Genomic DNA, 25,477 nt, shown 5'->3' on the forward strand with positions numbered 1-25,477 from the left:
GCCTGGTTAGAGGAAAAACTTCAAAACAGCGAATACCCCGCTCAAAGCAAAGGGAACACCGATCAAAAACAGCATAAAGGCCAGACAGCCAGCACCATTTACACCGCCTGCAATTCGGGCGTCCCGAGGGTTGGATGGATTGTATAATACCTTAATCTTGCTGCCAACCCGGTTGAGGCTTAGGTTGGTGCTATAAGGATTCCAGAATTCTACGACTTCACCTGAAGCTGTATAGAAGCGCACCTTTAATCGGCGGGTGTAGCTAGTATCTACCGGATCATCTCGGTCAAAGGGAACGACATCAATATCTACTTCGATATGCGCATCAACGATTTGCCCCTTGGTACGGACCCAGTGGCGTTTACGATAACGATGACGACGGATCGTTCTGAATCCAAAATAGATGAGTAGCAGTCCAATCAAGCTGAACAATGGCATCAGCAGATCGGAGCTAAAATGAAACCAATACACATTGAAATCAATTGAGATGATAATCTACTCCTTTAAACAAAGCGATAATCAATATATCGGACTTTTTTTAGAAACAGTTTAATTCTTCCATAGAGATAACGGCAGAGCTGTATGGAATATAAAAAGATCCTACTTCACCGGGAAGTGGATCTTTTTAATAGCTGCGAGGATTACTTTTTGCTCGATAGGGACATATCAAAATCAACATCCTTGATAAATTCGATAACCTCACCATTAGGGCTGTGGACTAATGCATTTGTTACAATCAGAGGAGGTTCCCCAAGTGTAAGTTGATTGGGTTCCACAAAGGTTCTTGCTCCGTGGGCAAGGGCTTTTTGATATATTTCATCTACATTGTCTACGTAAAATGCCAAGTGTAATAAAGCCCCGTGAGCAATCTCTTGCTCGGATGAAGCTTTTTTTCCTTGGGCAGGAATGACAGCATCTTTATCAAAAATTTCGAGACAGGTTCTCTGATCGGGTGAGATCAGCATGGAAGCCTCTTGAATTCGAAAAGACGGAAGACTCCAGTGATGTCCTCTTTTAAATCCCAATACCTTGGTATAAAATGCAATGGTCGCTTGATAGTCACGGGCTTGTATGGCAACATGCGCTAGTCCCTTTACGCTCATTTCAGATCCTCCTTTTGATTCAGGATTTTGCAAAATTCGATTCCAGCCGCTCCGAAGTGCAATATATAGACGAACTAAACCATTTCGATCTATATATTGTTCATTGGAAGTCGCTTATGAGATTTTTGCAAAATCCTCATGTAAGTAAACCTTATTATATGAATAATTATGTGGTGCTTATATATTTAAAGTAAGGTTTTTATACTATATTAATTATTAAATAAAAGTTAATTTGGGTGAAAAATATTATTTTTTTAAATTCAGGTTAGGAGGGCTCGATATGCAGCATCACATTGACGATATAGATTACAAAATCATGAAATTGCTACAGCATGACGCTCGGATAACTATTTCCCAAATCAGTAAAGAAATCTCGATGTCACAGCCGTCTGTTAAAGAAAGGATAACCAAGCTTGAAGAACGAGGGATTATTTCTGGATATAGCACCGTATTTAATTTACGGGAAATGAATCGAGGGACGACTACATTTATTCTAATAAAGACAGAACATTGCCAAGAGCTGGTTGAATTTTGTAGAGAGGCGAAGGAAGTCACCGATTTATTTCGCATTAGTGGGGAATTTAATTATCTCATGAAGGTACAAACCGCGTCGGTAGAGGAAATTGCAGAGCTTCAGGATTCACTAGTCAAGCTGGGTCCTTCGAAGTCGCATATTTGTATGAAAAATATACTGGAGAACAGGGTTCTGCTGTAAGCAACTCGGAAAAGCTCATATTTGGAATATAGAGCATTCGGAATAACTGCTTTGTGAAATGAAAATAAGTGAATATTTAGATGAAATAAAAAAAGTGACGCTGAATTACAACAGCGTCACCGTAATGCCTTGCTCCAGACGCTTCACGTCCTGGAGCTCGATTTTCCCGGCCATGGCGTGCAGAGCTGCCGCTGTGCCGCAGGCCGCTCCCTGCCGTAGCATGGCCGGGAGATCCAGCCCCGTCGCCGCGCCGGTGACCAGCCCGGCGACCATGGCGTCACCGCTGCCGAGCGCGCTGACAATGTCCGCGTCTGGCAGGCTCACGAGGTAGCGCGCATCGCTCGTTACCGCCAGCGCCCCGCGCGCGCCGAGCGAGATGACGGCCAGCTGCGCTCCGGCTTCCAGCAGCTTTGCTGCCGCCGCTTCAGCGGCATCCGGGCGCGCTGCGTCGATTCCCGCGAAGTGGGCGGCCTCGTCCTCGTTAGGCTTCACGAGGTCGGGCTTTCCGTGCAGCCCCAAGCGTAGCGCCTCACCGCTCGCGTCCAGCGCCACCCGCGCGCCGCGCGCCTTCGCCAGCGTGCACAGCTCGGCGTACAGATCGGGCGGGCAGCCGGGTGGCAGGCTGCCGGAGAATACGACCCAAGCCGAATCCTCGGCAAGGGTCTCGATTTTGCGCCGCAGTGCGGCTAATTCAAGCGGCCCAATGGTCGGTCCGCTCTCGATCAGCTCGGTCTGCGTGCGCGCGGACGGGTCGAGCACGGTAATGGCGAGACGGGTTTCCCCATGTGCCGTTTCAATGAAATCGGCACTTACGCCTTCTGCGCTCAACCCGTCAATGAGCAGCCGTCCGGTGTGTCCGGCAGCAAACCCGGTCGCTCGTACAGGCTCGCCTAGCGTGCGAATGACGCGAGCGGCATTCACGCCCTTGCCGCCCGGTACCGTCAGGCCGCCTTTAATGCGGTGGACGGCATTCAAACCGAAGCCTGCAACCGTGTAGACTTTATCCACAGCCGCGTTAAGCGTTACGGTGGTAATCACAAGGCATCACTCCTTTAAGATCAGCAATTTGCAACATTTGATGCCATTCGCTCATGTTAAGATATCAGCTTTAATCCCAATGCTGCGGCAAGAATCATGGCGATGAATAAAACACGCAGTACGCTTTTTTGTTCACCGTACAAGAACATGCCTGTAATCGTGCTGCCAACCGTTCCGATGCCTGTCCATACCGCATAGGAAGTTCCCATAGGCAAACTTTTCATGGCATAGCTGAGTAGAGAGAAGCTAAGAACAAAGGATAAGACCATAAGCACTAAGGACTTCCAGCCTTTGCCCACCGTAACGCCCTTCATACCGATGACTCCTAACACTTCCGAGCATCCCGCGATAACCAATGCAATCCAAGCCATTATGCACCACTCCCTTCCTGAACATCACGGTCGGTAACTAACTTCAAGCCGACCACACCTGCCAGCAAAAGGGCAATTAACAGCGTTTTGGACCATTGAAACGGTTCCCCGAATAGCAGCATTTCGCCTACGACCGTTCCCCCTGTCCCCAGTCCGGTGAATACAGCATATACCGTGCCTACAGGCAAACGCTTCGCAGCCTTCATGATCAAATAAAAGCTGGCTACCACAGCCAGCACGGTTACAGCCCAGGCGAGTGCAGAATCCGCATGCTTCAAACCCGATACCCATACGACCTCAATCAGGCCGCCAACAAAAACGTAAATCCAACTGCGATTCATGATGAATGTTCTCCTCAAAAATAGATTTTATAAGTTCGACGGCTTCACGCTTCATGAGGTGAGGTTAACGTAATCCCACGCCAAAAAATAGGCCATGCAGCGTTCAGTCTTCGGTGGTAGTTGATGCTTCCACTGTACAGTAGCTCCACCATGATTCCGTCCACCAGTGTCATGAAGGCTAAAGCCACATCCACTGGCTCCATATGCCCAAAGGGTTCCCGATCCCGTGTATTCCGGAGGCGGCGAGTTAATTTTCGCTCCATTTTATCCAGAAAAGGATTAACAATATCCAGCACCTCGTGATACAACGATACAGGCGGAAAGAAGGAAAAGCGAAGCATAAACTTGGCTGAGTCGTTGCTCTCATATTCCTGTCCCATCCAAAACAAGAAGTCATGCAGGGTATGCTTAAGCGGCTGATCTTTACGTTCCGTAAAGTATTCGAAAATACGTAAATTCTGCTCTTGAAAAGCGTACCTCGCCACCTGTAGAAACAGATCCTCCTTGCCTTGGAAATGCGCGTATATAGACGGTTTTCGGATACCGACCTCAGCGGCAATACTGCTCAAGGAGGCTCCCTCATACCCATTGGTGGCAAACTGAAAAAGAGCGGCCTTTCGAATCTCTTCCATCCCCATTATTTTCACCTACCTAACGTTCGTTAGTTTATTTTTACACGAAAAAAAGTAAGTGTCAACCCAGCATCATTGCGTTTTGTATAAAGCTTTTCTTTGGATTTTTTTATCAACATTTTAATAAAAAAGTGGGAAGAAATAAGGGGCTCATGTACAATATAATGAAGAATACCTGTCAAATGCAGTCCACTGGAAGTGAGGTTAGTTATGAGGCGAAGCTTACTGGCCGTATTGATCGCGGCTATGGTGTTTATTATTTATTATTTTGGCTTGTTTAATTACATCGGCAAAAATGAAGGAACTGTCATCAGTATTTTTTCCACTCTGACAGTGATCTCCATCAGTCTGATTATTTTTACGGAGAATCGTAATCCCTCCACCACGATGTCCTGGATTTTGCTGCTGGCATTGCTGCCAGTCGTTGGACTTCCTCTTTATTTTTTGTTTGGGCAAAATGTATTCAAGCGTCGCAAGTATGACAAAAAGGCATTGCGTGACCAACAGGCTTACGACCGCATTGAAAAGGATGCTTTGCGAGTCAAACGGGATCTGACCTGCTTTACAGATGAGCAGCAGCAGTTGATGCGTTTGGCCCGCAGACTGGCCCGCTCCCCGATTTATTTTGCGACAGAAACTCAAATTCTGAACAATGGAGATGAAACCTTCTCCACTTTGCTGGAAGAACTGCGCAAGGCGCAGCATCATATCCATATGGAATATTACATTTTCCGGTCGGATGATATCGGTACCAGCATTCAGAAGATTTTGATCGAAAAGGCCAAAGCGGGTATTAAGGTTCGGTTTATGTACGATGCGGTGGGCAGTATTCAGTTGTCGAAGTCATTTTTGAAGGAAATGAGAGATGCAGGAGTAGAGGTTGTTGCGTACGGCGGCGCTCGGATCTTGTTCTTCTCCAGTCGGGTAAACTATCGTAATCACCGTAAAATTGTAGTCATCGACGGTAATATCGGATTAATTGGTGGACTAAATGTAGGGGATGAGTATCTCAGCCGCAACAAAGCCTACGGCTTTTGGCGTGATACGCATATGATTGTGAAGGGCGAAGCTGTGCGGACGTTGCAGCTTATATTTTTACAGGATTGGCTTCACATGACGGGCGAGTCGGTGCTCGATAGCGAATATCTGTCTCCCAATATTGAACCCATTACGGATGGAGGCGTGCAGATTATTGCCAGCGGCCCGGATAATGAGCGGAGAGTACTTAAAAATCTCTTTTTCTCCATGATCACATCTGCCCGAAAATCAGTCTGGATTGCCACTCCTTATTTTATCCCGGATGAAGATATCCTGACTGCCTTACGGATGGCTGCCTTGTCCGGGTTGGACGTGCGTATTCTGTTTCCCGCAAAACCGGATAAATGGCTACCGTTTCTCGCGTCTCATTCGTACTTCCAGTCGTTGCTGGAGGTTGGAGTCAAGGTATATGAATATGAAAAAGGGTTCCTCCACTCCAAGCTCCTCATCATTGACGGGGAAGTTGCGACCATCGGGACAGCCAATATGGATATGCGTAGCTTTCATTTGAATTTTGAAGTTAACGCTCTGTTAATTCAAACGCACAGTGTGCAGCAGATGGTAACAGACTACGAACGAGATTTGCACTCTGCCAGTCTGATCGTACGCGAAGAATTCATGAAAAAACGTCTGTTCAAACGTTTGATGGAATCACTCGCGCGGCTGCTTTCACCGCTGCTGTAACATAAACGAATTCGCTACAGCAGTATCCCGTAGTTAAAATGTAGTAAAGCCTAAAATATCCTGTAGACGGTATATAATATCTTTCCAAAATGTTGAATGATCCTCGTAAGCTGTTAGATCCAAACTGTATTCAGCCCCCTGATTATTCCATAGCTTATCAAAATAGGCCGCAACCTGTCGGGTCAGCTTGCTGTCCGCCGGAGCGGCCACCCACAATTCATTTTCCAGATTCAAATCATCCAGATTACGGGGGGTCAGATTGGTAGAGCCACCCCAAATGATATGCTCTCCTTGTGCCTTGGCGATATAAATCAGTTTGGTATGGAACTGCTCATGGGTGGTATGATACCAGCGAATTTGAATGTTCCCGCCCGATTTATCGGACAACTCCTGGGCAACCGGACGATTGGGGATGCCGATTTTTTCCTGACCAAACGCGTTTTCATTGGGGTCCAGCAGCAATTGGATGTTTACACCGCGCGCAGAGGCATCCAGCAGGCTGTTCAATACTTTGCGGTCAGCCAAATAAAACATGCCCATATGAATGCTGTCACCTTTTTTCGTCTGCGCAATGCCATCCAGAACTGAGGTGTACACCTTGCCCTCAGTTAGATATTTGATCCGGTAGCTGTCCTTACTCGATGGAACTTTGGGTTCGGCTTGTGGTGTATAGGCAGGAAGCTGCCCACCGCCCGAAAAGTCCAACACCGCCTGCTCTGTTTGTAAAATGTCTCCGATGATAGGCCCCTTCACCTCCAGCGCTACATTGGAGTGATAGGCGCTCGCGTCGTGCACGTTGCCTGTAGAAATGAGCGCTGTCTGTTCGTTGGCAACCAATTTTCGGTGATTGGCCTTGACGTTTAACAGCTTAAGATAGGAGCGAGCCGTTACATCAGGTCCGTCACTGGCCATCAGGTTGGGAATCCAGCCTGTGCCCTGCTGCCCGAACCATTGGAAAAAGGTACGCCACACTGCCGAATATATGGGGGTGGAGTCCCGCAACGGGTCTACATCGGTCTGCACCACTTGAATCCCTGCTCGCTTCATATTCTCCAACAAAGGATTGGGGGCAGAATTATAGTTGGTATTGACTTCATCTGTAATGAAAAAGATAGGCATATCCGGATGAGCTTTCTTTTTGGCAATAAGATGCTCGGTCATTTGTGCGCTGACTTGGGGGAAGTGCTGACCTTTATGCTTATAGTCATTGAACAGAAACAGGTCGATGACGATAAATTGTTGGGCTTCATCAATGATCCCGAGCATACGATTCAAAATTTGTCCTTCATGCTGTGCAGTGCTTCCATCCCCGGTCGGATAGGTCAAATCCGTCCAGAAGTTTACCTCATGGGTTGAATACTCCTGACTCTCATAAGAGACGAACGGAGGCAATGGTTTATGGGTCTGATACAGCATGACGGCAATCAGCCAGAGGATAAGTACCAGAATGGCGATTTTAAGAGTACGGCCCTTTTTCCCGGTTTTTCTTTGATATTCCGGCACAGAATGCAGCGGATCACGTGTAGTCATATGACGATCAACTCCTCAATTGAATACTGCATTCCATTTTATCGTGCCGGAACATGCAGTTTTATGATGGGATACTGTCAAGTTATTAACGCAAGTGTGCAGGATTGACGCGGATACTGAATGGAATGAAATGGAGTATGTTTTACTATTCATTGAGGACATATGTCCTTTATAGAGAGTCTGCCCTATACTTTAATATATAGAAAAGTCATTTACATGGGGAGAATAACGATTTATGAGAGGAATCTTGTTTGCTTTTCTGGGAGGAGCTTGTATTACGCTACAGGGGGTAGCGAATACACGGATTAGTCAGGATATCGGTACATGGCCGGCGGCCACTGTTACTCAGCTAATAGGCTTTATTTTGGCAGCATTAGTCTGGATGTTTACAAGGGATGGTAATGTAGCTGAAATGAAACAGGTAAAGCCAATGTATCTTTGGGGCGGTGCCTTTGCAGCTATTATTATATTTAGTGAAGTCACGGCAATCCAACATATTGGGGTTACGTTCACGATCTCGGCGTTGTTGATTGCGCAGTTGTGTTTAACCTTCTTGGTAGATATCAAGGGATGGTTCGGTATAGTGAAGCAAAAGATGAAACTGCCACAATTTATAGGTATTGGTATGATGATCGCGGGTGTAATTATTCTGAAGCTCTAAAATAGAATTTTAACTTGTAAAGAAAGCTTAGTATGTAGAAATTGAAGGTGAGCTTAGGAATGAGAGAAATTCAGGATCAAGAGCAGCTAAAATATTTTTTGCAGCTGCATGAGTTGGAATCCATACTCTACGAGCCACTACATCCTTATTTGTCGTTGCATCGTTTGGAGCAAGGGGAAAGGCTCTGTTCACAGGGAGACTCCATCGAACATCTATATATACTGGTGCAGGGCAAGGTCAAGATTTATACCAGTTCTACAGAAGGGAAGACCCTGATCCTTTGCTTCAAAACACCGATCGAGGTCATAGGAGATGTTGAATATATTCGGAGTAGTCACGTTATCAACACAGTAGAGGCAGTGTCTCCGATCTATGTGATCGGTATTCACCACCAATGGATGAACAAATACGGCAGAGACTATGCTCCTTTGCTGCAATTTCTATTGGATATTGTCACGCGAAAGTTTTGCCTGGACTCCGACTTTTCCAGTTTCAATCTCATGTATCCGGTGGAAGTCAGGCTGGCGAGCTACCTGCTATCGGTTTCTTTTGACGAATCGAATACGGCTTTTCATGAGGAATTACGTGCATCTAGTCTGGTAGATGTGGCGAATTTGATCGGAACCAGCTATAGACATCTCAACCGTGTCATTCGCAAAATGATTGAAGATGGATGGGTTGAACGGACCAAAGGTTACATTGTCATTCGGGACAGAAAAGGTTTGAGTGAACTGGCAGGACATAATATTTATGAATCATTGTAATAGGAGCATTTAGGATAAAGGCAGAAGAATATCAGGGATCATCAAGGGAGAGTTAAAATATGTTATTAGGAATTGTATTGGCGATTATCGCAGGTGCCTTGGTCAGTCTGCAAACGATATTCAATAATAAGGTGAATGAACGGACAGGATCGTGGGCCACAACAACATTGGTGCTGGGAACAGGGTTCTTGGCTTCCTTACTCGGGAGTCTTATTTTTGAAGGGAAAAATACATTTGCTTTACAGCATATGCAGCCGTGGTACTGGTTCAGTGGCATGATTGGTGTCGGTGTTGTGTTCTGTCTGGTACAAGGAATGAAGCGACTTGGCCCGACCTATGCGATCTCCATTGTATTGACGGCGCAATTAGGTACCGCCCTGTTGTGGGATTCGTTAGGATGGCTGGGATTAGAAAAGATTCCGTTTACCTTTAATAAGTTGATCGGAGTATTGGTCATTATCGGTGGTATTCTCGTATTCAAATTTGGACATGGGCGTACGAAGGAGCAAGCAGAAAGCATTTCATCTGTACCTGATTCGATGAAGGGATAAAGGAGATTGTAAAGACCTTTATCTTGCTGGGATAGGGATTGTCCTTTCGAATAGGCATTTTGCAGAAAAGCGGCAGCTCAATTAGGAGCGGCTTTTCTGTAGAGTTTCCGAAAGAAAAAATGTTCACGATCGTGTATATGTTTTTCCATCCATGATACAATGAAAGTATCTTAAAATAGCCACATTAAGGGCTACGATATTTGATATAAGAGACGATAAATAGATCGGTTACCGTGTTCGGGAACGGTCTTATTTGTGCTTCTTGAACTTGATACAATAAACAGAGTGACTTTGGATGAGGTGGAACATAAATGAGTAGTACAGAAAATGAAAAAGGAGCACCTGACGGTTTTAATAGATCCGGCTCTTTGTTACCTGCCGCACGGACAGGCGAACGGAAGATTGAGCACGTCCGCCTTTGTTTGCAAGAAGATGTGGCCGGACAAGGCATCACCAGCGGGCTAGAGCGATATGCCTTTAAGCACTGCGCTCTGCCGGAGTTGCATTTTGACGAGGTTCGTCTGGATACTACCTTTTTAGGACAGGCTGTACGAACACCGCTACTTATTAGCTCCATGACAGGCGGCAGCGCCGAGACAGGAGCGATTAATGAGCGATTAGCAGAGACAGCGGAGAGACGCGGCTGGGCGCTGGGCGTCGGTTCGGTACGGGCTGCGGTGGAAAGGGAAGAATTAGCTTCAACCTTTGCGGTTCGCCGTCTAGCACCCAGCATCCCGGTCCTTGCCAATCTGGGCGCGGTGCAGCTGAACTACGGATTTGGCGTGGACGATTGTCGCCGTGCAGTGGAAATTGCCGGAGCAGATATGTTGGTGCTGCATTTGAACGGATTGCAGGAGATTTTCCAGCCCGAAGGGAATTTGGATTTTAGCGGCCTGCTTCAGCGCATCGAGGAGTTGTGTCGTCAGCTTTCAGTGCCTGTAGGAGTGAAGGAAGTAGGCTGGGGCATAGATGGCGAGACGGCATCGAGACTGTATGATGCGGGTGCTGCCTTTATTGATGTCGCTGGCGCAGGTGGGACAAGCTGGAGCCAAGTGGAGAAATTTCGTAATCCTGATCCTGTGCGTCGTGCCGCAGCGGAGGCGTTTGCGGATTGGGGAAATTCAACCGCTGATTGTATCGTGGAAGTTAGAGCTGCTCAGCCACATGGTGCTCTGATCGGTAGCGGTGGACTGAGAGACGGTGTCGATGCAGCGAAGGCGCTCGCTCTGGGGGCTGACATGGCAGGCTTCGGGCGTTCTTTGCTCGGTTCGGCGGTTGCCTCCAGCGAAGCACTGGAAGCACGCCTGGAGCAGGTGGAGCTGGAACTCCGAACGGTCATGTTTGGGATTGGGGTAGATGGAATAGAAGGGCTTAAAGACACGACTCGACTAAGAAAGAAGGTAAACGGATGAGCGGACTTATTACATTGGTTCCGATGAATGCGGAGCAATATGATCGATTTGAACAACGCTCGCTTGCCGACTATGCGGATGAGAAAATCCAAGCAGGTACATGGACGGTAGAAGAAGCACCAGAACGTGCGGCAGAAAGTTTTGCTCGATACCTGCCACAGAGGCTAGACACACCTCATGCTCACCTGTATATGTTGATGTTTTCCGATGCCGGGGGGCAGAGTCAGGAGGAAGCTGGCTATATCTGGTTCAATATTACGGACGGCGCGCAAGGAAAAGAAGCTTTTCTACTGGATATTCTTGTATACGATTCATACCAGGGGAGAGGTCTAGGTACGCTGGCGATGGAGGCTTTGGAAAAGGAGGCTCGCAGACTGGGAGCTGTCCGCATCGGTTTGCATGTATTTGGGCATAATGAGCGAGCTTTGCATGTATATCGCAAATCGGGATACCGGGTTACGGATATCCAGATGAGCAAAGAAATCTAAATAGGGATATAGCAAAATCCTGAATTTCATAACCGTATGCTTGCCGCGTGTATAGGTTCTCATATATAATGTGGGTTGGTAAACTAACGGATGGCATAACGCATATTTTATATAAACGGGAGTTGTTCTGATTATGGCTTTAAAAGCGGGGATTGTGGGCTTGCCGAACGTGGGCAAATCAACACTGTTTAACGCAATAACGCAGGCGGGTGCGGAATCCGCAAACTATCCATTTTGTACGATTGACCCCAATGTAGGCGTTGTTGAAGTACCAGACGAACGGCTGGATAAGCTGACCGAACTGGTTGTGCCGAATAAAACGGTGCCAACGGCATTTGAATTTGTTGATATTGCAGGACTTGTGCGCGGTGCGAGCAAGGGCGAGGGTCTGGGTAACAAGTTTCTGGCTCATATTCGTGAAGTGGATGCGATTGTACATGTGGTACGTTGCTTTGAAGATGAGAACATTACCCATGTGGACGGCAAAATTGACCCGATCAGCGACATTCAGACCATTAATCTGGAACTGATTCTGGCGGATATCGAAAGCGTAGACAAGCGTATTGAACGTTCCCGCAAAAACATGAAGGGTGGCAACAAGCAGTACACCCAAGAGGTTGAAGTGCTGGAGCGGATCAAGGAATCGCTGTATGCTGATAAACCGGCGCGTAGCTTAGAATTGTCGGATGAAGAACGGTTGATTGTACGCGATCTTCATTTGCTTACGATGAAGCCTGTATTGTACGCAGCTAATGTCAGCGAAGATGGCGTAACGGAAGCTGACAGCAATCCATATGTGCAAAAGGTACGCGATTTTGCCATAGATGAAAATGCAGAAGTGGTGCCGATCAGCGCCAAGGTAGAATCTGAAATTGCTGAGCTGGAAGGCGAAGACAAGGCGATGTTCCTTGAGGAGCTGGGATTAGCTGAATCCGGATTGAACCGTCTGATTAAAGCAGCTTATCGCTTGCTGGGCCTGTATACGTATTTCACAGCAGGTGTGCAGGAAGTACGCGCTTGGACTATTCACAAAGGAACGAAAGCACCGGGTGCTGCGGGCGTAATTCATACGGATTTTGAACGCGGATTTATCCGTGCCGAGGTTGTATCCTACAACGATTTGGTCGCTGCTGGTTCGATGAACGGGGCTAAGGAACGTGGTCAGCTTCGTCTGGAAGGTAAGGAATATGTAGTGCAGGACGGAGACGTTATGCATTTCCGTTTTAATGTTTAATATATAATTTCCAGAGTACAATACTCGATTCGGATATATAAAAGACGATGATTCAATGTATGTGTGTTCTGAAATGTGCTAGATTATGTGGTCGCTGCCTATATTAGGGCGGCGACTTTTTATTGTATTGCATGTTGTGTGGATTTTTGCAAAATCCTAAATTAGTCAGTATTTCTTGTAGCTAATTCATGAATTAGTTGGTATAATAAAGAGCTGTAGCCAGTGAAATTGAAGCTGGTTTCATATTAATTTAACTGAAGAGGTGAATCGCTTGTTGGACCGATTGCAATCATTGGCGGACCGCTACGATAAACTGAGCGAACTGCTCTGCGATCCGGATGTAGCGAACGATAGCAAAAAACTTAGAGATTATTCCAAAGAACAGTCTGATTTACAGCCTGCTTATGAAGCATATACCGAATATAAAAATGTCGTTGAAGAGCTGGAAGCTGCAAAAACCATGCAGGGTGAAAAGCTGGACGACGAGATGCGTGAAATGGTCAAAATGGAGATTGATGAACTTAGTGTTCGCAAGCGGGAGCTGGATGAAAAAATCCGTATTTTGCTGCTGCCGAAGGACCCGAATGATGATAAGAACGTTATTATTGAGATTCGTGGTGCAGCGGGTGGTGACGAAGCGGCACTCTTCGCAGCTGACTTGTATCGGATGTATACTCGTTATGCCGATACCCAAGGCTGGCGTGTAGAGCTGATGGACGCGAACATGAATGATCTCGGGGGCTTTAAAGAGGTTATTTTCATGATTAACGGCCGTGGTGCATACAGCAAAATGAAATTCGAAAGCGGCGCACACCGCGTGCAGCGGATTCCGACAACAGAATCAGGTGGACGTATTCATACGTCGACATCTACAGTATCCGTTATGCCTGAGGCAGAAGAAGTGGATATTGAAATTTCCGACAAGGATATTCGCGTGGATACGTTCTGCTCCAGCGGTGCAGGCGGGCAGTCCGTTAATACGACCAAGTCGGCGGTGCGTGTGACACATATGCCTACAGGTATTATGGCAACCTGTCAGGACGGCAAATCCCAGAACTCCAATAAGGAGAAGGCGCTGCAAGTTTTGCGTGCCCGTATTTCGGATATGTTGCGTCAGGAAGAGGAAGCCAAATATGCAGGCGAGCGTAAGAGCAAAGTAGGTACTGGAGACCGCAGTGAGCGTATCCGGACCTACAACTTCCCGCAAAGCCGTGTAACGGATCATCGTATTGGCCTAACTATGCATAAGCTGGACCAGGTGATGAACGGGGAGATCGAAGAAATCGTATCAGCGCTCACGATTGCAGAGCAGGCTGATTTGATGGAACAAGAGGTTTAAGTTTTGGGGAACGAACGCGATTGTGTGTATCGGATGTCGCCGGAACGGAACATGAGTGTCAGAGAAGCCTTAGTTGAGGCTTCTTCTTTTTTAGGAAGCTGTGGTGTTCTGGAGCCGCAGCACAATGCCCGCTTACTGCTGGAGCATGTGCTCGGGTTGGAAGGCACGGCGTTTTACGCTGCTCTGGGTGATTCGTTCCCTTCCTCCGTCAAGGAGGCGTGGGAACGGATTATAGCCCGCAAAGCTGCGGGTGAACCGGCGCAGTATATTATCGGACGGCAGGAATTTTATGGCCGCCCGTTCGCGGTTTCGCCGTCGGTGCTGATTCCGCGCCCCGAGACAGAACTGCTCGTCGAGGCGATACTCCAGCACGGCGATCGGCTGTGGCCAAGCGGCGCTCCGCAGGCGCTCGACATCGGCGCAGGCAGCGGTGCGATTGCCGTGACGCTGGCGGCTGAGCGACCGAGCTGGCGCGTGGCGGCAGGGGATATTTCGGCTGCCGCGTTAAAAGTAGCGACTCATAATGCTGCTGCGAACGGCGCAGCCGTAGAATTCCGCGAGGGCGATCTGCTGGCGCCGTTCGTGGGAACGGCGGTGGACATTCTCGTGTCCAACCCGCCGTACATCCCGGCTGCTGACATCGCTGGCTTACAGCCAGAGGTACGCGACCATGAGCCGCGGATGGCGTTGGATGGTGGTCCTGACGGGCTCGGTCCGTATCGGGCAATGCTGGAACAGCTCGGACTCCTTCAGGCTCCGCCGCGGCTAATCGGGTTTGAGCTGGGGATGGGACAGGCCAGAGACGTGGCTGGTCTGCTGGCACAGGCAGGTCATTGGAAGAACATTATAATCGTTCCTGACCTTGCAGGGATCGAGCGACATGTCCTAGGTGTCTCGGAGTAGTGGTGCATTTTCTTTTTGCGAGTCTTTCCTTTAGAATAAGAGGAGTATGACCGAGAAACGGCTCAGGGGGAAATCATGCTTCAGAAATTGAAAAAAATTGACGGTCCGGTTATCTTTATTCTGGTTTTGCTCATGGCGATTAGTATCATAACGGTATACAGCGCAGGTAGGGGCCCTACGAACTTGGCAGAGCACGGCAATGACTACCAGAAGATGATCGGGTATTATATATTGGGTTTTGTGGCGATCTTGGGTTTAGCGATGGTCGATTTTCGGATATTCATTAAAAAAGCCCTGTATGTATATGGAGGCGGAATATTCTTGTTGGGTCTCGGATTTTTTGGCGGGACGGTTAACAACTCTCAGGGCTTTTTGAAAATTGGTGGCTTGAACCTTCAGCCTGCTGAGGTATTCAAGCTGGTCCTTATCGTTTTTCTGACTTATATGCTGGTCAAGAAGCGCAAGAGCAAGCTGTATTTTATTCAGGATGTTCTTCCAGTCGCTCTGGTGAGCTTTGTCCCGTTTGCCATGGTTATGGCACAAAATGACTTGGGTAATGCGCTCGGTTACATTGTCATCGTCATCGGTATGCTATGGATTGGTAATGTGAAGGCATCCCATGCGTTAATCGGATTCATCGTATTTGCAGTCGCTGTTGGCGGCGGGATTAAAGCTTATATTTCGTTTCACGATGAGATTGACTCCTTTATGAAGGGGATTGGCCGTAGTCACTGGGTTGAGCGTTTGGACCCTTGGTTGGTACCGGAAGAGGCAACCGCGAAGGCGTCTTATCATACCAAAAATGCCAAGCTGGCGATAGCCTCTGGCGGGATGATGGGCAAGGGCTTTTTGCAAGGAACCTCGGTACAGTCCGGGCGTGTTCCTTATACGTACGCGGATTCTATTTTTGTGGTCGTAGCGGAGGAATTTGGCTTTGTAGGCTCTTCAGTGCTGCTATTGTTATATTTTATTTTGATTCACCGCATGATCCTGATTTCGCTGGAATGCCGGGATCGCGCCGGACCGTATATTATTGTCGGGATTGTGTCCATGTTGCTGTACCAGATTTTTGAGAATATTGGTGCGTTTCTGGGCATTATGCCGCTTACGGGGATTACGCTCCCGTTCATAAGTTATGGTGGTACCTCGTTGCTTATTAACATGGCTAGTATCGGCTTGGTTATGAGTATTAAGGTGCACGGCCAAGAGCTGGAGGATGATCTGCCACAGCCTTCCAGACTAAGCTTGACGAAGGCGAAATAAGCCTAGTACAGGTGGAATGTGGCTAGATAATGATTGGTATTTGTGTGAGTTGAAACGGTGCAACGAGAGAGTCCAGATTGTGAAATCTGGGCTTTTTCATATTCCTCGGTGAGGGTCAGAAGCTTGGTGTAGCATGATTTGAGGGTATTTTTGAAAAAAATCTGTAAAGTGGTCCTGAATCTTTTACAAGAATCATAGGTTTAGACTCTCCCAAACCGGACAGACTGATAGACATGATAGAGTTTGGGTTTGGGGGGACGAAAATGAGAAGTTGGGTAAAGCAAGCCGCAATGATACTATTTTGTATTTCGATATTAATGATGTCTTGGGAAGGTCAAAAGACGGATGCTGCTATGACCACTGGAACAAGAGGAACCTTAGCATCAGGAGTGGCAACAGCAGGGCTGAAAGTGATTCCACATGATTCCATTCGACTGCGTATTTTGGCCAATTCGGATCGCCCGGAGGATCAGTTGGTTAAACGCGAAATACGGGACGCTATTGTACAGCAGATGAATGCCTGGGTGGGTGAGCTGGAAAACCCGCAAAGCTTAGACCAAGCGAGATCATTGATTGATGCTCATTTACCTGAAATTGACCGTTTGGTAGGTATGGAACTGGCTCGTCGCGGCATTGCGTATGATCATCAGGTGGAACTGGCGAGCGTACCTTTCCCAACGAAAATGTACGGTGGTCTTGTCTACCCGGCAGGGAATTATGAGGCACTTCGGGTTACGCTGGGGCAAGGAAAAGGTCAAAATTGGTGGTGCGTGCTGTTTCCTCCGCTATGTTTTATTGATGCAGGCAGTGGGGAAGCAACGGCACAAACGGTATCAGCAAAAACGAATCACGGAGATAGTCGGACGAATGCTACTGACAAGGAGCCGGAAGTACGTTTTTTTCTGTGGGATGCACTTACGGGACTGTGTAACTGGGTGAGTGGTTTGTTTGCCTAAACGTTGAGGAGTGTAAGTTTCCCCATATGCTATAATGGAGCTTACGATAGATATACACATGGCAGAGCCAAATGAACTGATCTTTCAAAGTAGCTTTATGGGGATCAAACGAAATCACTGGCCTGTATGACAATAAGATATGGGATGATCTGATATGAGCGATAAATCGAATCAAATGCAAGACTTGCGCGGAGAATTTGTGCAAAAGGAAAAACCTGAGCAAAAGCTAGATGAACAGGGAATTCGCGAGCTGAAGCAGGCATTGAAGTCTTCCCATACACAATGGTGGGATGTAAGATGTTTGGTTCCTTTGAGCAACACTGACGGGGATGTTTCTGACGAAATTTGGGATGAACAGACTCGGATCACGGCGGAAAAGGGCATACGCGAGGCCGCCTTACTCCTCCAAGCTGGAGAGACGGTAGCCTTTCCTACGGAGACCGTGTACGGCCTGGGGGCCGATGCGCGTAGTACAAAAGCGGTGGAGGCGGTATTTGCTGCCAAAGGACGCCCTTCCGATAACCCGCTCATTGTACATATTTCTGATGTTGATCAATTAGAGGGTATGGTAGCAGAAATAAACGATACAGCCCGAGCGCTGATGAATATGTTCTGGCCGGGACCACTGACTCTCGTATTGCCGGTAGTGCCGCAGGCACTGTCATCGCGTGTGACAGCCGGGCTGGACACGGTTGGTGTGCGCATGCCGGATCATCCGATAGCGCTTCGTTTGATCGCTGAAGCGGGTTGTCCACTGGCTGCGCCAAGCGCCAACCGGTCGGGAAGACCCAGTCCCACCCTTGCACAGCATGTGCGGGAGGATCTGGAGGGCCGCATCGGCGGCATTTTGGACGGAGGTCCCACGGGGGTGGGACTGGAGTCCACGGTAGTGCAGGCGGGTGACGACGGAACCGTCACCATCCTGCGCCCCGGCGGCGTGACGGCTGAGCAGCTCGCTGCGGTTGCTCGCGCTGTCGTGCTGGACCCGGCGTTGGCCGCTACGCCCGGGGAAGACGCGGACAGCCCGGCGCCGCGCTCGCCAGGCATGAAGTACACGCACTACGCGCCCCGAGGCCGCTTGAGCGTGGTACAAGGCCCGTCGTCCGTTGAGGTGACGGGCTGGATTCGCGCCGCGCTGGCGGAGGCTTCCGCGCGCGGGGAGCGCACGGCAGTGCTCGCGTTCGACGAGCATGCCGCCGGCTACGCCGGAGAGCGCGTCTACACGTTAGGCAAGCTGGACGCGCTCCATGAGGCAGCGCAGCGCCTGTACGGCGTGCTGCGCCGCTGCGACGAGGACGGCGTCACCTACATTTTGTCGGAATCCTGTCCGCCGAAAGGATTGGGAGACGCCGTCATGAACCGCCTGCTTAAAGCGGCAGGTCACCGAATCGTCCGCTTGTAGCTTCTGTCGAATCAGAGCCTCTTATATTAAATTTCTCCTCTCCTCGTCTTGGTATTGGGCACTTTCAGTGTATGCTTGTACTGATTTGCCCCTTGTCCGCATAACGTGTACAAGAACAGACGGATAATGGAGGGATGGAGTATGCTGGCAGCCTCTGCCCATGCCGGGCAGGTTGTAACGATTCTGATCATGGCGGTAGCGCTAGGAATGGATGCGTTATCGCTGGGCGTAGGGATCGGCATGAAGGGGATACGCCTGCGAGACGTGCTGCGCATCAGTACTGTTATTGGCTTTTTTCACATTCTGATGCCATTGCTGGGAATGTTCACAGGCCATTATATGAGTTCTTTATTAGGTCATGTGACGGCCTACTTCGCAGGGGGGTTACTCATCCTTTTGGGCGGGCATATGGTGTATAATTCCTTTAAAGGGGACGGCGTACAGGTATTGGATCATCGTTCGCCTTTAGGCCTTTTGCTGTTTGCACTTGGGGTGAGCGTTGACTCATTTTCTGTAGGAGTGTCACTGGGTATGTTCCAGAGTGATCTGGTGCTGTCCGTTCTGGCGTTTGGTTTTTGCGGGGGAGCAATGGCGATGTTGGGTCTGCTGTTAGGTCGCAAGGTCAGCCGCAATCTAGGAGATTATGGAGAAGCAGTGGGCGGTGCCATTTTGCTGGCATTCGGCTTTATGTTTATGTTTTGATTTTAGCGTAGACAGTGTAAAATAAATGCAGGATTATAGTAAGGGATTAAAACTATAGTAATCCTCTGTTTATATATTTTTTTAACATACGGGGGGTGAAAACCGTTGAAGAATATCTTATTCGTATGCACAGGGAATACCTGTCGCAGTCCAATGGCTGAAGGGATGCTGCGTAAGTTGGCTGCTGAGCATGGGCTAGAACTGGAAGTACGTTCTGCGGGAGTAGCCGCGATGGAAGGCACGCCGATATCCCGACATGCAGAGGCGGTTCTACGTGATCATGATATATCCGATCAGATCACTTCAACCCCTTTGAGCGACGGGCTTGCCGGGTGGGCGCATCTGATCTTAACCTTGACGCAAGGACATAAACAGCACTTAATTCAGCGCTTTCCCCAAACGGCGGGCAAAGTATTTACGCTTAAGGAATATGTGGAGAACCGGGATGCGGTGTTGAATGATGTACAGGAGTTGGATAGTTTATATGCTTCACAGCAGTTGATGGCTTCACTCGGACAAGAGCTATCGGCGCAGGAGCGTGAACGAATGATTGAATTACACCAACGGATTCCGGGCTTTGATATTTCTGATCCGTTTGGCGGTTCGCGAGAAGATTACGATGTCACAGCTGCGGAAATCCGTACGGCACTGCATAAGCTGCTGGACAAGCTAAAGGCATCTTCCGAATAAAATTGGTATTACTCATCTGTTTTGTACGGAATCTGTTGATTTTCGGCGGTTAATCCGTTAAGATAAGGTGGAAAAATGAGAATCCGATGTAACTGGCGACAAAAGTGGGATTAACCACGATGGAGCATCGGATATACGGCCGGTCGCCTGGGCAAAAGAGCAATTCCACATAGGTGTGGACTGCTCTTTTTTTCATATACAAGTTATGCCAGATTTTTAGCTGAGAGTTGATTCCATTAAAGATTCTTCCATTTTTTCTGCTCGAAATCTGAAACATCGGCTATAATATAGTCAGATTGTGATCAGGAGAGAGTGTGTTGAACTTGGGGCATGAGACCGTGCCTAGTCTCTGAGAGGCTGTTCAACCAAAGGAGGTTCCAATGGTGGAACAATTAGATCATGAGATTCCGCTGGAAGCACAGACCACTTCTGTCGTGCGGGAAATCGCAGAAGCAGCCAGTCTCAAGGCTGGTCGCCTGCTGGTTATCGGCGTTAGCACAAGTGAAGTGGCTGGAAGTCGGATTGGTACGGCGGGAGCGCTCGATGTGGCTCAGCAACTGTTGTCTGGAGTAGAGTCTGTTCGCAGGGAGTATGGCTTTGATGTGGCGTTTCAATGCTGTGAGCATTTGAACCGAGCGCTGGTCGTTGAACGGGCTGTGCTGGAGCGATTGGGACTGATGGAGGTTGCAGCTGTTCCTGTTCGTACAGCAGGAGGCTCTATGGCTACCGTCGCCTATCGTTCTATGAGCGACGCGTGTTTGGCGGCGAACGTGCAGGCTCATGCCGGGATAGACATCGGCGAAACGCTGATTGGCATGCATCTGCGACCCATTGCTGTTCCGTTTCGCCCAAGCCTTCGCTGGATTGGCGAAGCACGTGTGACAGCAGCGTTCACCCGTCCTCCACTTATTGGCGGACAACGGGCGGTGTACAGTCTGGAGCAAGAAGTCGGCGGAAACTGCGATTAGCATTTGGCATGGCGGCATGTTTGTACTAATCTTTTTTGCATTGATGATGAGGTACCCAACAGAGGAGCAGGCGTTTGCTTGTATACCCAACAATTGACTATGGAGAGGGAGTAATCAATCATGATGGAACACCTGCGTAAAAGTGACCCGGCAGTGATGGAAGCAATGGGACTTGAACTGAAACGACAACGCCACAATATCGAGCTAATCGCATCCGAGAACATTGTCAGTGAAGCAGTAATGGAAGCCATGGGCTCCGTGCTGACGAATAAATATGCTGAAGGTTATCCGAACAAACGCTACTATGGTGGCTGTGAGCATGTAGATATCGTTGAAGACATCGCACGTGACCGCGCGAAAGAACTGTTCGGCGCCGAGCATGCTAACGTGCAGCCTCACTCTGGAGCACAAGCCAACATGGCGGTGTATCTGGCAGCTCTCAAACCTGGAGATACTGTACTGGGTATGAATCTGGCGCATGGTGGCCACTTAACACACGGAAGTCCGGTTAACGCTTCCGGCTTGTTGTATAACTTTGCTGCCTATGGTGTACGCGAAGACAACTTCCGCATCGACTACGATGAAGTGCGTAAGGCAGCCTTCAAGCACCGTCCTCGTCTGATTGTAGCTGGCGCGAGTGCATATCCGCGTACTATTGATTTTGAAGCTTTTGCTTCCATTGCCAATGATGTAGGTGCTTTGTTCATGGTGGATATGGCACATATCGCAGGTCTTGTGGCAGCGGGAATTCACCCAAGTCCAGTTCCGCATGCCCAATTTGTAACAACAACGACACACAAAACGCTGCGTGGTCCGCGTGGGGGTCTGATTCTGACTCGCAAAGCATGGGCGCAAGCGATTGATAAAGCTATTTTCCCTGGTACTCAAGGGGGGCCACTGATGCATGTGATCGCGTCCAAAGCGGTTGCTTTGGGTGAAGCGCTCCAGCCATCGTTCAAAACCTATGCGCAAAACGTAGTCCGCAACGCACAGGTTCTGGCTGAAACATTGTTGGCTGAAGGGATTAACATTGTATCCGGTGGTACGGATAACCATCTGATGCTGTTGGATACGCGCAATTTGAATATCACAGGTAAAGAAGCGGAGCATGTATTGGATTCCGTGGGCATCACGGTCAATAAAAATGCGATTCCTTTTGACCCGACCAGTCCATTCGTAACAAGCGGAATTCGTATTGGTACACCTGCTGCAACATCTCGTGGTATGGATGAAGAGGCTATGGTCAAAATCGGTAAAATCATTGCTGAAACCCTTAAAAACTCGAAAGATGATACTGTATTGTCCAAGGCAAGCCAAGCGGTTGGCGAGTTGACAGACAAGTTCCCGATCTATCCAGGAACTCAATACTAATTCATCAACATTCATAATCTTTATGTTATAGGCTGTTTTCCTTCCGTAAGCCGAAGGAGAACAGCCTTTTTTTTGCTTCCGAACGACTCGAAACTTACATTTTTGGGTAATAAGCGATTATAGTAAGGGTTTATGCGCGCTATCCTTCATGATCTACGACAAAGGAGTGATTGCATTGAGTCAAAGAAAATCCGCGCAATTATTGCAGCAACTCGTATTTGTGGGACCGATGGCGTTGTTTTTCGTCTTGATTATGGTCATTCCGTTCCTGCTGGGTCTGTATTATTCCATGACGAACTGGGATGGAGTATCTGAAAACATCCGATGGCTCGGACTAGGAAATTATATTCATATTTTTAGGGATGATCCAGATTTCCGTAATGCGTTCTGGTTTACGGTCCGGTTTACTGTATGTGGTGTCATTCTGACAAACCTGATTGGCTTTTTCCTAGCCTATGCACTTACCAAACCGTTGCGTACCCGTAATGCACTGCGAACTGTATTTTTTATGCCCAATATGATTGGCGGCTTGCTGCTCGGCTTTATCTGGCAATTTATATTTGTACGCGGCTTTTCTGCGGTAGGGGAGGCGACAGGGCTTTCCTTTTTTAAACTGCCGTGGCTGGGTGATGGGCCAACTGCTTTTTGGGGAACTGTCATTGTGTTTGTATGGCAATATGCAGGTTATCTCATGGTTATTTACATATCCTCGTTAAATAATGTCCCGCATGCCCTTATTGAATCGGCCCAAATCGACGGTGCAAGCCGAAGACAGATTTTGCGTCATATCGTAGTGCCACTTATTATGCCAGCGGTGACCGTCTGCTTGTTCCTGGCGATATCCTGGTCCTTTAAAGTATTTGAGTTGAATTTGGCTCTCACGAAGGGGGGACCTTTCAAGTCGACAGAGTCTGTAGCGTTGGACATATATAATGAAGCGTTTACAAATAATCGACTTGGATTAGGGACTGCCAAAGCTATGATTTTCTTTGTGGTCGTTGCGATCATTACCAGCATTCAGGTGCGTCTCACGAAGAAAAAGGAGGTCGAAATGTAATGGGAAAAACGTCAAACTATCGTTTGGGCACATGGGCTGCTGAATTATTGCTTATTGTGATCGGGTTAATCTTTCTGGTTCCGTTCTATTTTTTGCTCGTAAACTCCGTTAAATCCTTTGGCGACATTTTGGCCCATTCCGCTTCGTGGCCGACAACCTTCCGTTTTGAAAACTATGCTAACGCCTGGAATAAAATAAACTTTCCCACAGCACTGGGGAATTCACTGATTGTCACGATCGTCAGTAATGCGCTTTTGCTGCTAATCAGCTCAATGGCCGCTTACCAGATGGTTCGGCATGACACTCTTTTTAATCGTTGCCTATTCGGTTTGCTTGTGGCTGCGATGGTAGTCCCTTTTCAATCAATTATGTTGCCGCTTATGGAAGTGTCCAACGTATTGAGCTTGAACAACAGTATACCGGGACTGATCTTATGTTATCTGGGTTTTGGAGCGCCTTTGTCCGTTTTTCTTTTTCATGGCTTTATTAAAACGGTACCTATTGAGATCGAGCAGGCGGCAAGGGTGGACGGTTCATCCCGGTACGGGGTGTTCTTTCGCATCGTTTGTCCACTGCTGCTGCCTATGTTCGTAACCGTACTTATTTTGAACACCTTATGGATCTGGAATGACTATCTGTTGCCTTCACTCATTTTGAATGATCCTGAGCTGCGCACCATTCCGATTGCAACCTATATGTTGTTTGGTCAGTACACCAAGCAATGGGACTTGGCGCTGCCAGCACTGGTATTGGGGATCGCGCCAGTTGTTGTGTTTTTTCTGGTGATGCAAAAATACATCGTTTCTGGCATTGCAGCCGGTGCGGTCAAAGGCTGATGGGAGGGATAACCGATGAAAAAAACAGCGTTACTTGTCATCTCCTTGATGGTGCTGCTCGCATGTACACTTGCAGGTTGTGGAAATACGAAGGCTCAACAGAGTGAGACGAAAACGATACACATTTATCAATTCAAAGTAGAAATTTCGGAACCGTTAAACAAGCTGAAGGCTGAATATGAAAAGACCCACCCTGGCATCAAGCTGGATATCCAATCTGTCGGTGGTGGTACGGACTATGGTGCTTCGTTGAAGGCTAAATTCGCATCAGGCGATCAGCCGGACATTTTTACAAATGAGGGCTACCAGGACCGCGATACGTGGCTGGAGTACTTGGAGGATTTGTCGGATCAGCCATGGGTGAAGGACCTGGACGATTTTGCTCGTAAGCCGATGACGGTTAACGGTAAGATTTATGGACAGCCTATGAATCTAGAAGGATTTGGCTTTGTTTATAACAAGGATTTGTTCAAAAAAGCGGGCATAACCAAACTGCCTCAGACGATAGATGAACTGGAAGAAGCAGCCAAGCGACTGAAAGCGGCAGGGATTATACCTTTTGCTAACGGGTATGCGGAATGGTGGGTTCTGGGGAACCATTTTATCAATATCCCGTTTGCCAGACAGCCGAACCCGGAAAGTTATGTTGCGGATTTAAACAAAGGAACGGCTCGCATCCCCGGTAACCCCGTGTTCGATCAGTGGGTGAAGTTGCTTGACCTGACTATAAAATATGGAAACCGCAATCCGCTCACGACGGATTACAATACACAAGTGACACTGTTTTCGACAGGTAAGGCTGCTATGATGCACCAGGGGAACTGGACGCAACCGCAAATGGATGGAATTAATCCTAACTTGAATTTGGGTATTCTGCCTGCGCCTATAGACAATGATCCCTCCACAGGAGGTAGACTCGCTGTCGGAGTAGCCTCGAACTGGGTGGTCAACAAAAATTCGCCTGTGAAGCAGGAGGCAAAAGAATTCCTCAATTGGTTGGTCACATCAGAAACAGGCAAGCATTATATCACCAAGGAATTTAAGTTTGTTCCCGCCTTCAAAAGTATCACGTCCAGTGACGAGACGACAGGCGATCTAGGTGCAGAAATATCTCGGCACGTGAGGGAAGGCAAGATATGGAGCTGGAACTTCCAACGCTTCCCGAAGGGGCTGAATCAGGATTTAAGCAGTAGTATGCAAGCCTATATTGCAGGGGTTATCACGAAGGATGAAATGCTTCAGCAATTTCAGGGAGCATGGGACAATTTGAAGTATAGATAAAAGAATAGCGCTGCATGAGGATGCAAAGGGGATAGGTCGGGCAGGAAGCTTAAAGTCCACAGGCTTTGACGGTCAAGTGCCGTCAGGGCCTTTTTGATGTGTTTTTATGTGACGAAAGTCACACGTGAAGTGGTCTTAATAAGTATT

27 protein-coding genes and 1 riboswitch are annotated in these 25,477 nt (G+C 48.2%); of the genes, 20 read left to right on the plus strand and 7 right to left on the minus strand.

Features of this window, described 5'->3' with window-relative positions; translation table 11 throughout:
• Positions 1 to 6: 6 nt before the first annotated feature.
• Together NSS66_RS12280 and NSS66_RS12285 are read right to left on the minus strand one after the other, a co-directional pair.
• On the minus strand, positions 7 to 471 hold the full coding sequence (locus NSS66_RS12280; protein ID WP_340959023.1) for a DUF3592 domain-containing protein: 465 nt from the start codon (positions 469 to 471) through the stop codon (positions 7 to 9).
• Between the two features lie 170 nt (positions 472 to 641).
• A complete protein-coding gene (locus NSS66_RS12285; RefSeq protein WP_340857543.1) occupies positions 642 to 1,103 on the minus strand; it encodes a VOC family protein in 462 nt (153 codons plus the stop codon).
• 280 nt (positions 1,104 to 1,383) lie between these two features.
• Here NSS66_RS12285 and NSS66_RS12290 point away from each other — a divergent pair, with 280 nt between their 5' ends.
• Positions 1,384 to 1,818: an Lrp/AsnC family transcriptional regulator gene (locus NSS66_RS12290; RefSeq protein ID WP_023990735.1), complete on the plus strand. Its 435-nt coding sequence runs from the start codon at positions 1,384 to 1,386 to the stop codon at positions 1,816 to 1,818.
• Between the two features lie 105 nt (positions 1,819 to 1,923).
• Here the strand turns inward: NSS66_RS12290 and NSS66_RS12295 are convergent, their stop codons facing one another.
• From NSS66_RS12295 to NSS66_RS12310, 4 genes are read right to left on the minus strand one after another with little or no spacing between them, the layout of a single operon-like run.
• The gene (locus NSS66_RS12295) at positions 1,924 to 2,856 is read right to left on the minus strand and encodes a 1-phosphofructokinase family hexose kinase (RefSeq protein WP_279835480.1); all 933 of its coding nucleotides are present in this window, start codon (positions 2,854 to 2,856) and stop codon (positions 1,924 to 1,926) included.
• Between the two features lie 56 nt (positions 2,857 to 2,912).
• Positions 2,913 to 3,227 carry a DMT family transporter gene (locus NSS66_RS12300; protein ID WP_013312355.1) on the minus strand — a complete coding sequence of 105 codons (315 nt, stop codon included), beginning with the start codon at positions 3,225 to 3,227 and terminating at the stop codon, positions 2,913 to 2,915.
• Positions 3,227 to 3,568: a DMT family transporter gene (locus tag NSS66_RS12305; protein WP_023990733.1), complete on the minus strand. Its 342-nt coding sequence runs from the start codon at positions 3,566 to 3,568 to the stop codon at positions 3,227 to 3,229. The genes NSS66_RS12300 and NSS66_RS12305 overlap by 1 nt, the downstream gene beginning before the upstream one ends.
• A 44-nt stretch (positions 3,569 to 3,612) precedes the next feature.
• Positions 3,613 to 4,206, minus strand: coding sequence for a TetR/AcrR family transcriptional regulator (locus NSS66_RS12310; RefSeq protein ID WP_023990732.1), 594 nt, complete (start codon positions 4,204 to 4,206; stop codon positions 3,613 to 3,615).
• 204 nt (positions 4,207 to 4,410) lie between these two features.
• Here NSS66_RS12310 and cls point away from each other — a divergent pair, with 204 nt between their 5' ends.
• Positions 4,411 to 5,922, plus strand: a complete 1,512-nt coding sequence (cls, locus tag NSS66_RS12315; RefSeq protein WP_340959028.1) for a cardiolipin synthase — start codon at positions 4,411 to 4,413, stop codon at positions 5,920 to 5,922.
• 33 nt (positions 5,923 to 5,955) lie between these two features.
• Here the strand turns inward: cls and NSS66_RS12320 are convergent, their stop codons facing one another.
• Positions 5,956 to 7,452 carry a phospholipase D family protein gene (locus NSS66_RS12320; RefSeq protein ID WP_340959029.1) on the minus strand — a complete coding sequence of 499 codons (1,497 nt, stop codon included), beginning with the start codon at positions 7,450 to 7,452 and terminating at the stop codon, positions 5,956 to 5,958.
• A gap of 235 nt (positions 7,453 to 7,687) precedes the next feature.
• Here NSS66_RS12320 and NSS66_RS12325 point away from each other — a divergent pair, with 235 nt between their 5' ends.
• From NSS66_RS12325 to NSS66_RS12410, 18 genes are all read left to right on the plus strand, one after another.
• Entirely contained in the window at positions 7,688 to 8,113 is a 426-nt protein-coding gene (locus tag NSS66_RS12325) for a DMT family transporter (RefSeq protein ID WP_023990729.1), read from the plus strand.
• A 59-nt stretch (positions 8,114 to 8,172) separates the two neighbouring features.
• Complete coding sequence (locus NSS66_RS12330) at positions 8,173 to 8,877, plus strand: Crp/Fnr family transcriptional regulator (protein WP_053326275.1); 705 nt, start codon at positions 8,173 to 8,175, stop codon at positions 8,875 to 8,877.
• Positions 8,878 to 8,936: 59 nt separating this feature from the next.
• Positions 8,937 to 9,428 (plus strand): DMT family transporter, encoded by a 492-nt coding sequence (locus NSS66_RS12335; protein WP_023990727.1) that lies wholly within the window; start codon positions 8,937 to 8,939, stop codon positions 9,426 to 9,428.
• A gap of 311 nt (positions 9,429 to 9,739) precedes the next feature.
• Positions 9,740 to 10,840 carry a type 2 isopentenyl-diphosphate Delta-isomerase gene (gene fni, locus NSS66_RS12340; protein ID WP_053326274.1) on the plus strand — a complete coding sequence of 367 codons (1,101 nt, stop codon included), beginning with the start codon at positions 9,740 to 9,742 and terminating at the stop codon, positions 10,838 to 10,840.
• Entirely contained in the window at positions 10,837 to 11,328 is a 492-nt protein-coding gene (locus NSS66_RS12345) for a GNAT family N-acetyltransferase (protein WP_053326273.1), read from the plus strand. The genes fni and NSS66_RS12345 overlap by 4 nt, the downstream gene beginning before the upstream one ends.
• A gap of 133 nt (positions 11,329 to 11,461) precedes the next feature.
• Positions 11,462 to 12,562 carry a redox-regulated ATPase YchF gene (ychF, locus tag NSS66_RS12350; protein WP_023990724.1) on the plus strand — a complete coding sequence of 367 codons (1,101 nt, stop codon included), beginning with the start codon at positions 11,462 to 11,464 and terminating at the stop codon, positions 12,560 to 12,562.
• Between the two features lie 271 nt (positions 12,563 to 12,833).
• On the plus strand, positions 12,834 to 13,901 hold the full coding sequence (gene prfA, locus NSS66_RS12355; protein WP_023990723.1) for a peptide chain release factor 1: 1,068 nt from the start codon (positions 12,834 to 12,836) through the stop codon (positions 13,899 to 13,901).
• 3 nt (positions 13,902 to 13,904) lie between these two features.
• Positions 13,905 to 14,804: a peptide chain release factor N(5)-glutamine methyltransferase gene (gene prmC, locus NSS66_RS12360; RefSeq protein WP_023990722.1), complete on the plus strand. Its 900-nt coding sequence runs from the start codon at positions 13,905 to 13,907 to the stop codon at positions 14,802 to 14,804.
• A gap of 75 nt (positions 14,805 to 14,879) precedes the next feature.
• Positions 14,880 to 16,067: an FtsW/RodA/SpoVE family cell cycle protein gene (locus NSS66_RS12365; RefSeq protein ID WP_069080905.1), complete on the plus strand. Its 1,188-nt coding sequence runs from the start codon at positions 14,880 to 14,882 to the stop codon at positions 16,065 to 16,067.
• A 263-nt stretch (positions 16,068 to 16,330) separates the two neighbouring features.
• Complete coding sequence (spoIIR, locus tag NSS66_RS12370; RefSeq protein ID WP_069080906.1) at positions 16,331 to 17,023, plus strand: stage II sporulation protein R; 693 nt, start codon at positions 16,331 to 16,333, stop codon at positions 17,021 to 17,023.
• 154 nt (positions 17,024 to 17,177) lie between these two features.
• Positions 17,178 to 18,425, plus strand: coding sequence for an L-threonylcarbamoyladenylate synthase (locus NSS66_RS12375; RefSeq protein ID WP_069080907.1), 1,248 nt, complete (start codon positions 17,178 to 17,180; stop codon positions 18,423 to 18,425).
• A 141-nt stretch (positions 18,426 to 18,566) separates the two neighbouring features.
• Positions 18,567 to 19,127, plus strand: coding sequence for a manganese efflux pump MntP (locus NSS66_RS12380; protein WP_023990719.1), 561 nt, complete (start codon positions 18,567 to 18,569; stop codon positions 19,125 to 19,127).
• A gap of 105 nt (positions 19,128 to 19,232) precedes the next feature.
• Positions 19,233 to 19,817, plus strand: coding sequence for a low molecular weight protein arginine phosphatase (locus tag NSS66_RS12385; RefSeq protein ID WP_069080908.1), 585 nt, complete (start codon positions 19,233 to 19,235; stop codon positions 19,815 to 19,817).
• Between the two features lie 78 nt (positions 19,818 to 19,895).
• Positions 19,896 to 19,977: riboswitch (ZMP/ZTP riboswitch) on the plus strand.
• 220 nt (positions 19,978 to 20,197) lie between these two features.
• A complete protein-coding gene (locus NSS66_RS12390; RefSeq protein WP_023990717.1) occupies positions 20,198 to 20,785 on the plus strand; it encodes a TIGR01440 family protein in 588 nt (195 codons plus the stop codon).
• Between the two features lie 120 nt (positions 20,786 to 20,905).
• On the plus strand, positions 20,906 to 22,156 hold the full coding sequence (gene glyA / locus NSS66_RS12395) for a serine hydroxymethyltransferase (RefSeq protein WP_069080909.1): 1,251 nt from the start codon (positions 20,906 to 20,908) through the stop codon (positions 22,154 to 22,156).
• A gap of 148 nt (positions 22,157 to 22,304) precedes the next feature.
• Positions 22,305 to 23,213 (plus strand): carbohydrate ABC transporter permease, encoded by a 909-nt coding sequence (locus tag NSS66_RS12400; RefSeq protein WP_370671144.1) that lies wholly within the window; start codon positions 22,305 to 22,307, stop codon positions 23,211 to 23,213.
• Positions 23,213 to 24,049: a carbohydrate ABC transporter permease gene (locus NSS66_RS12405; RefSeq protein WP_069080911.1), complete on the plus strand. Its 837-nt coding sequence runs from the start codon at positions 23,213 to 23,215 to the stop codon at positions 24,047 to 24,049. Before NSS66_RS12400 ends, NSS66_RS12405 begins: the two co-directional genes overlap by 1 nt.
• 15 nt (positions 24,050 to 24,064) lie before the next feature.
• Complete coding sequence (locus NSS66_RS12410) at positions 24,065 to 25,330, plus strand: ABC transporter substrate-binding protein (RefSeq protein WP_023990713.1); 1,266 nt, start codon at positions 24,065 to 24,067, stop codon at positions 25,328 to 25,330.
• Positions 25,331 to 25,477: the final 147 nt, after the last annotated feature.

Origin of the sequence: Paenibacillus sp. FSL R10-2748, assembly GCF_038005565.1 — a bacterium.
Taxonomy (GTDB): domain Bacteria; phylum Bacillota; class Bacilli; order Paenibacillales; family Paenibacillaceae; genus Paenibacillus; species Paenibacillus polymyxa_B.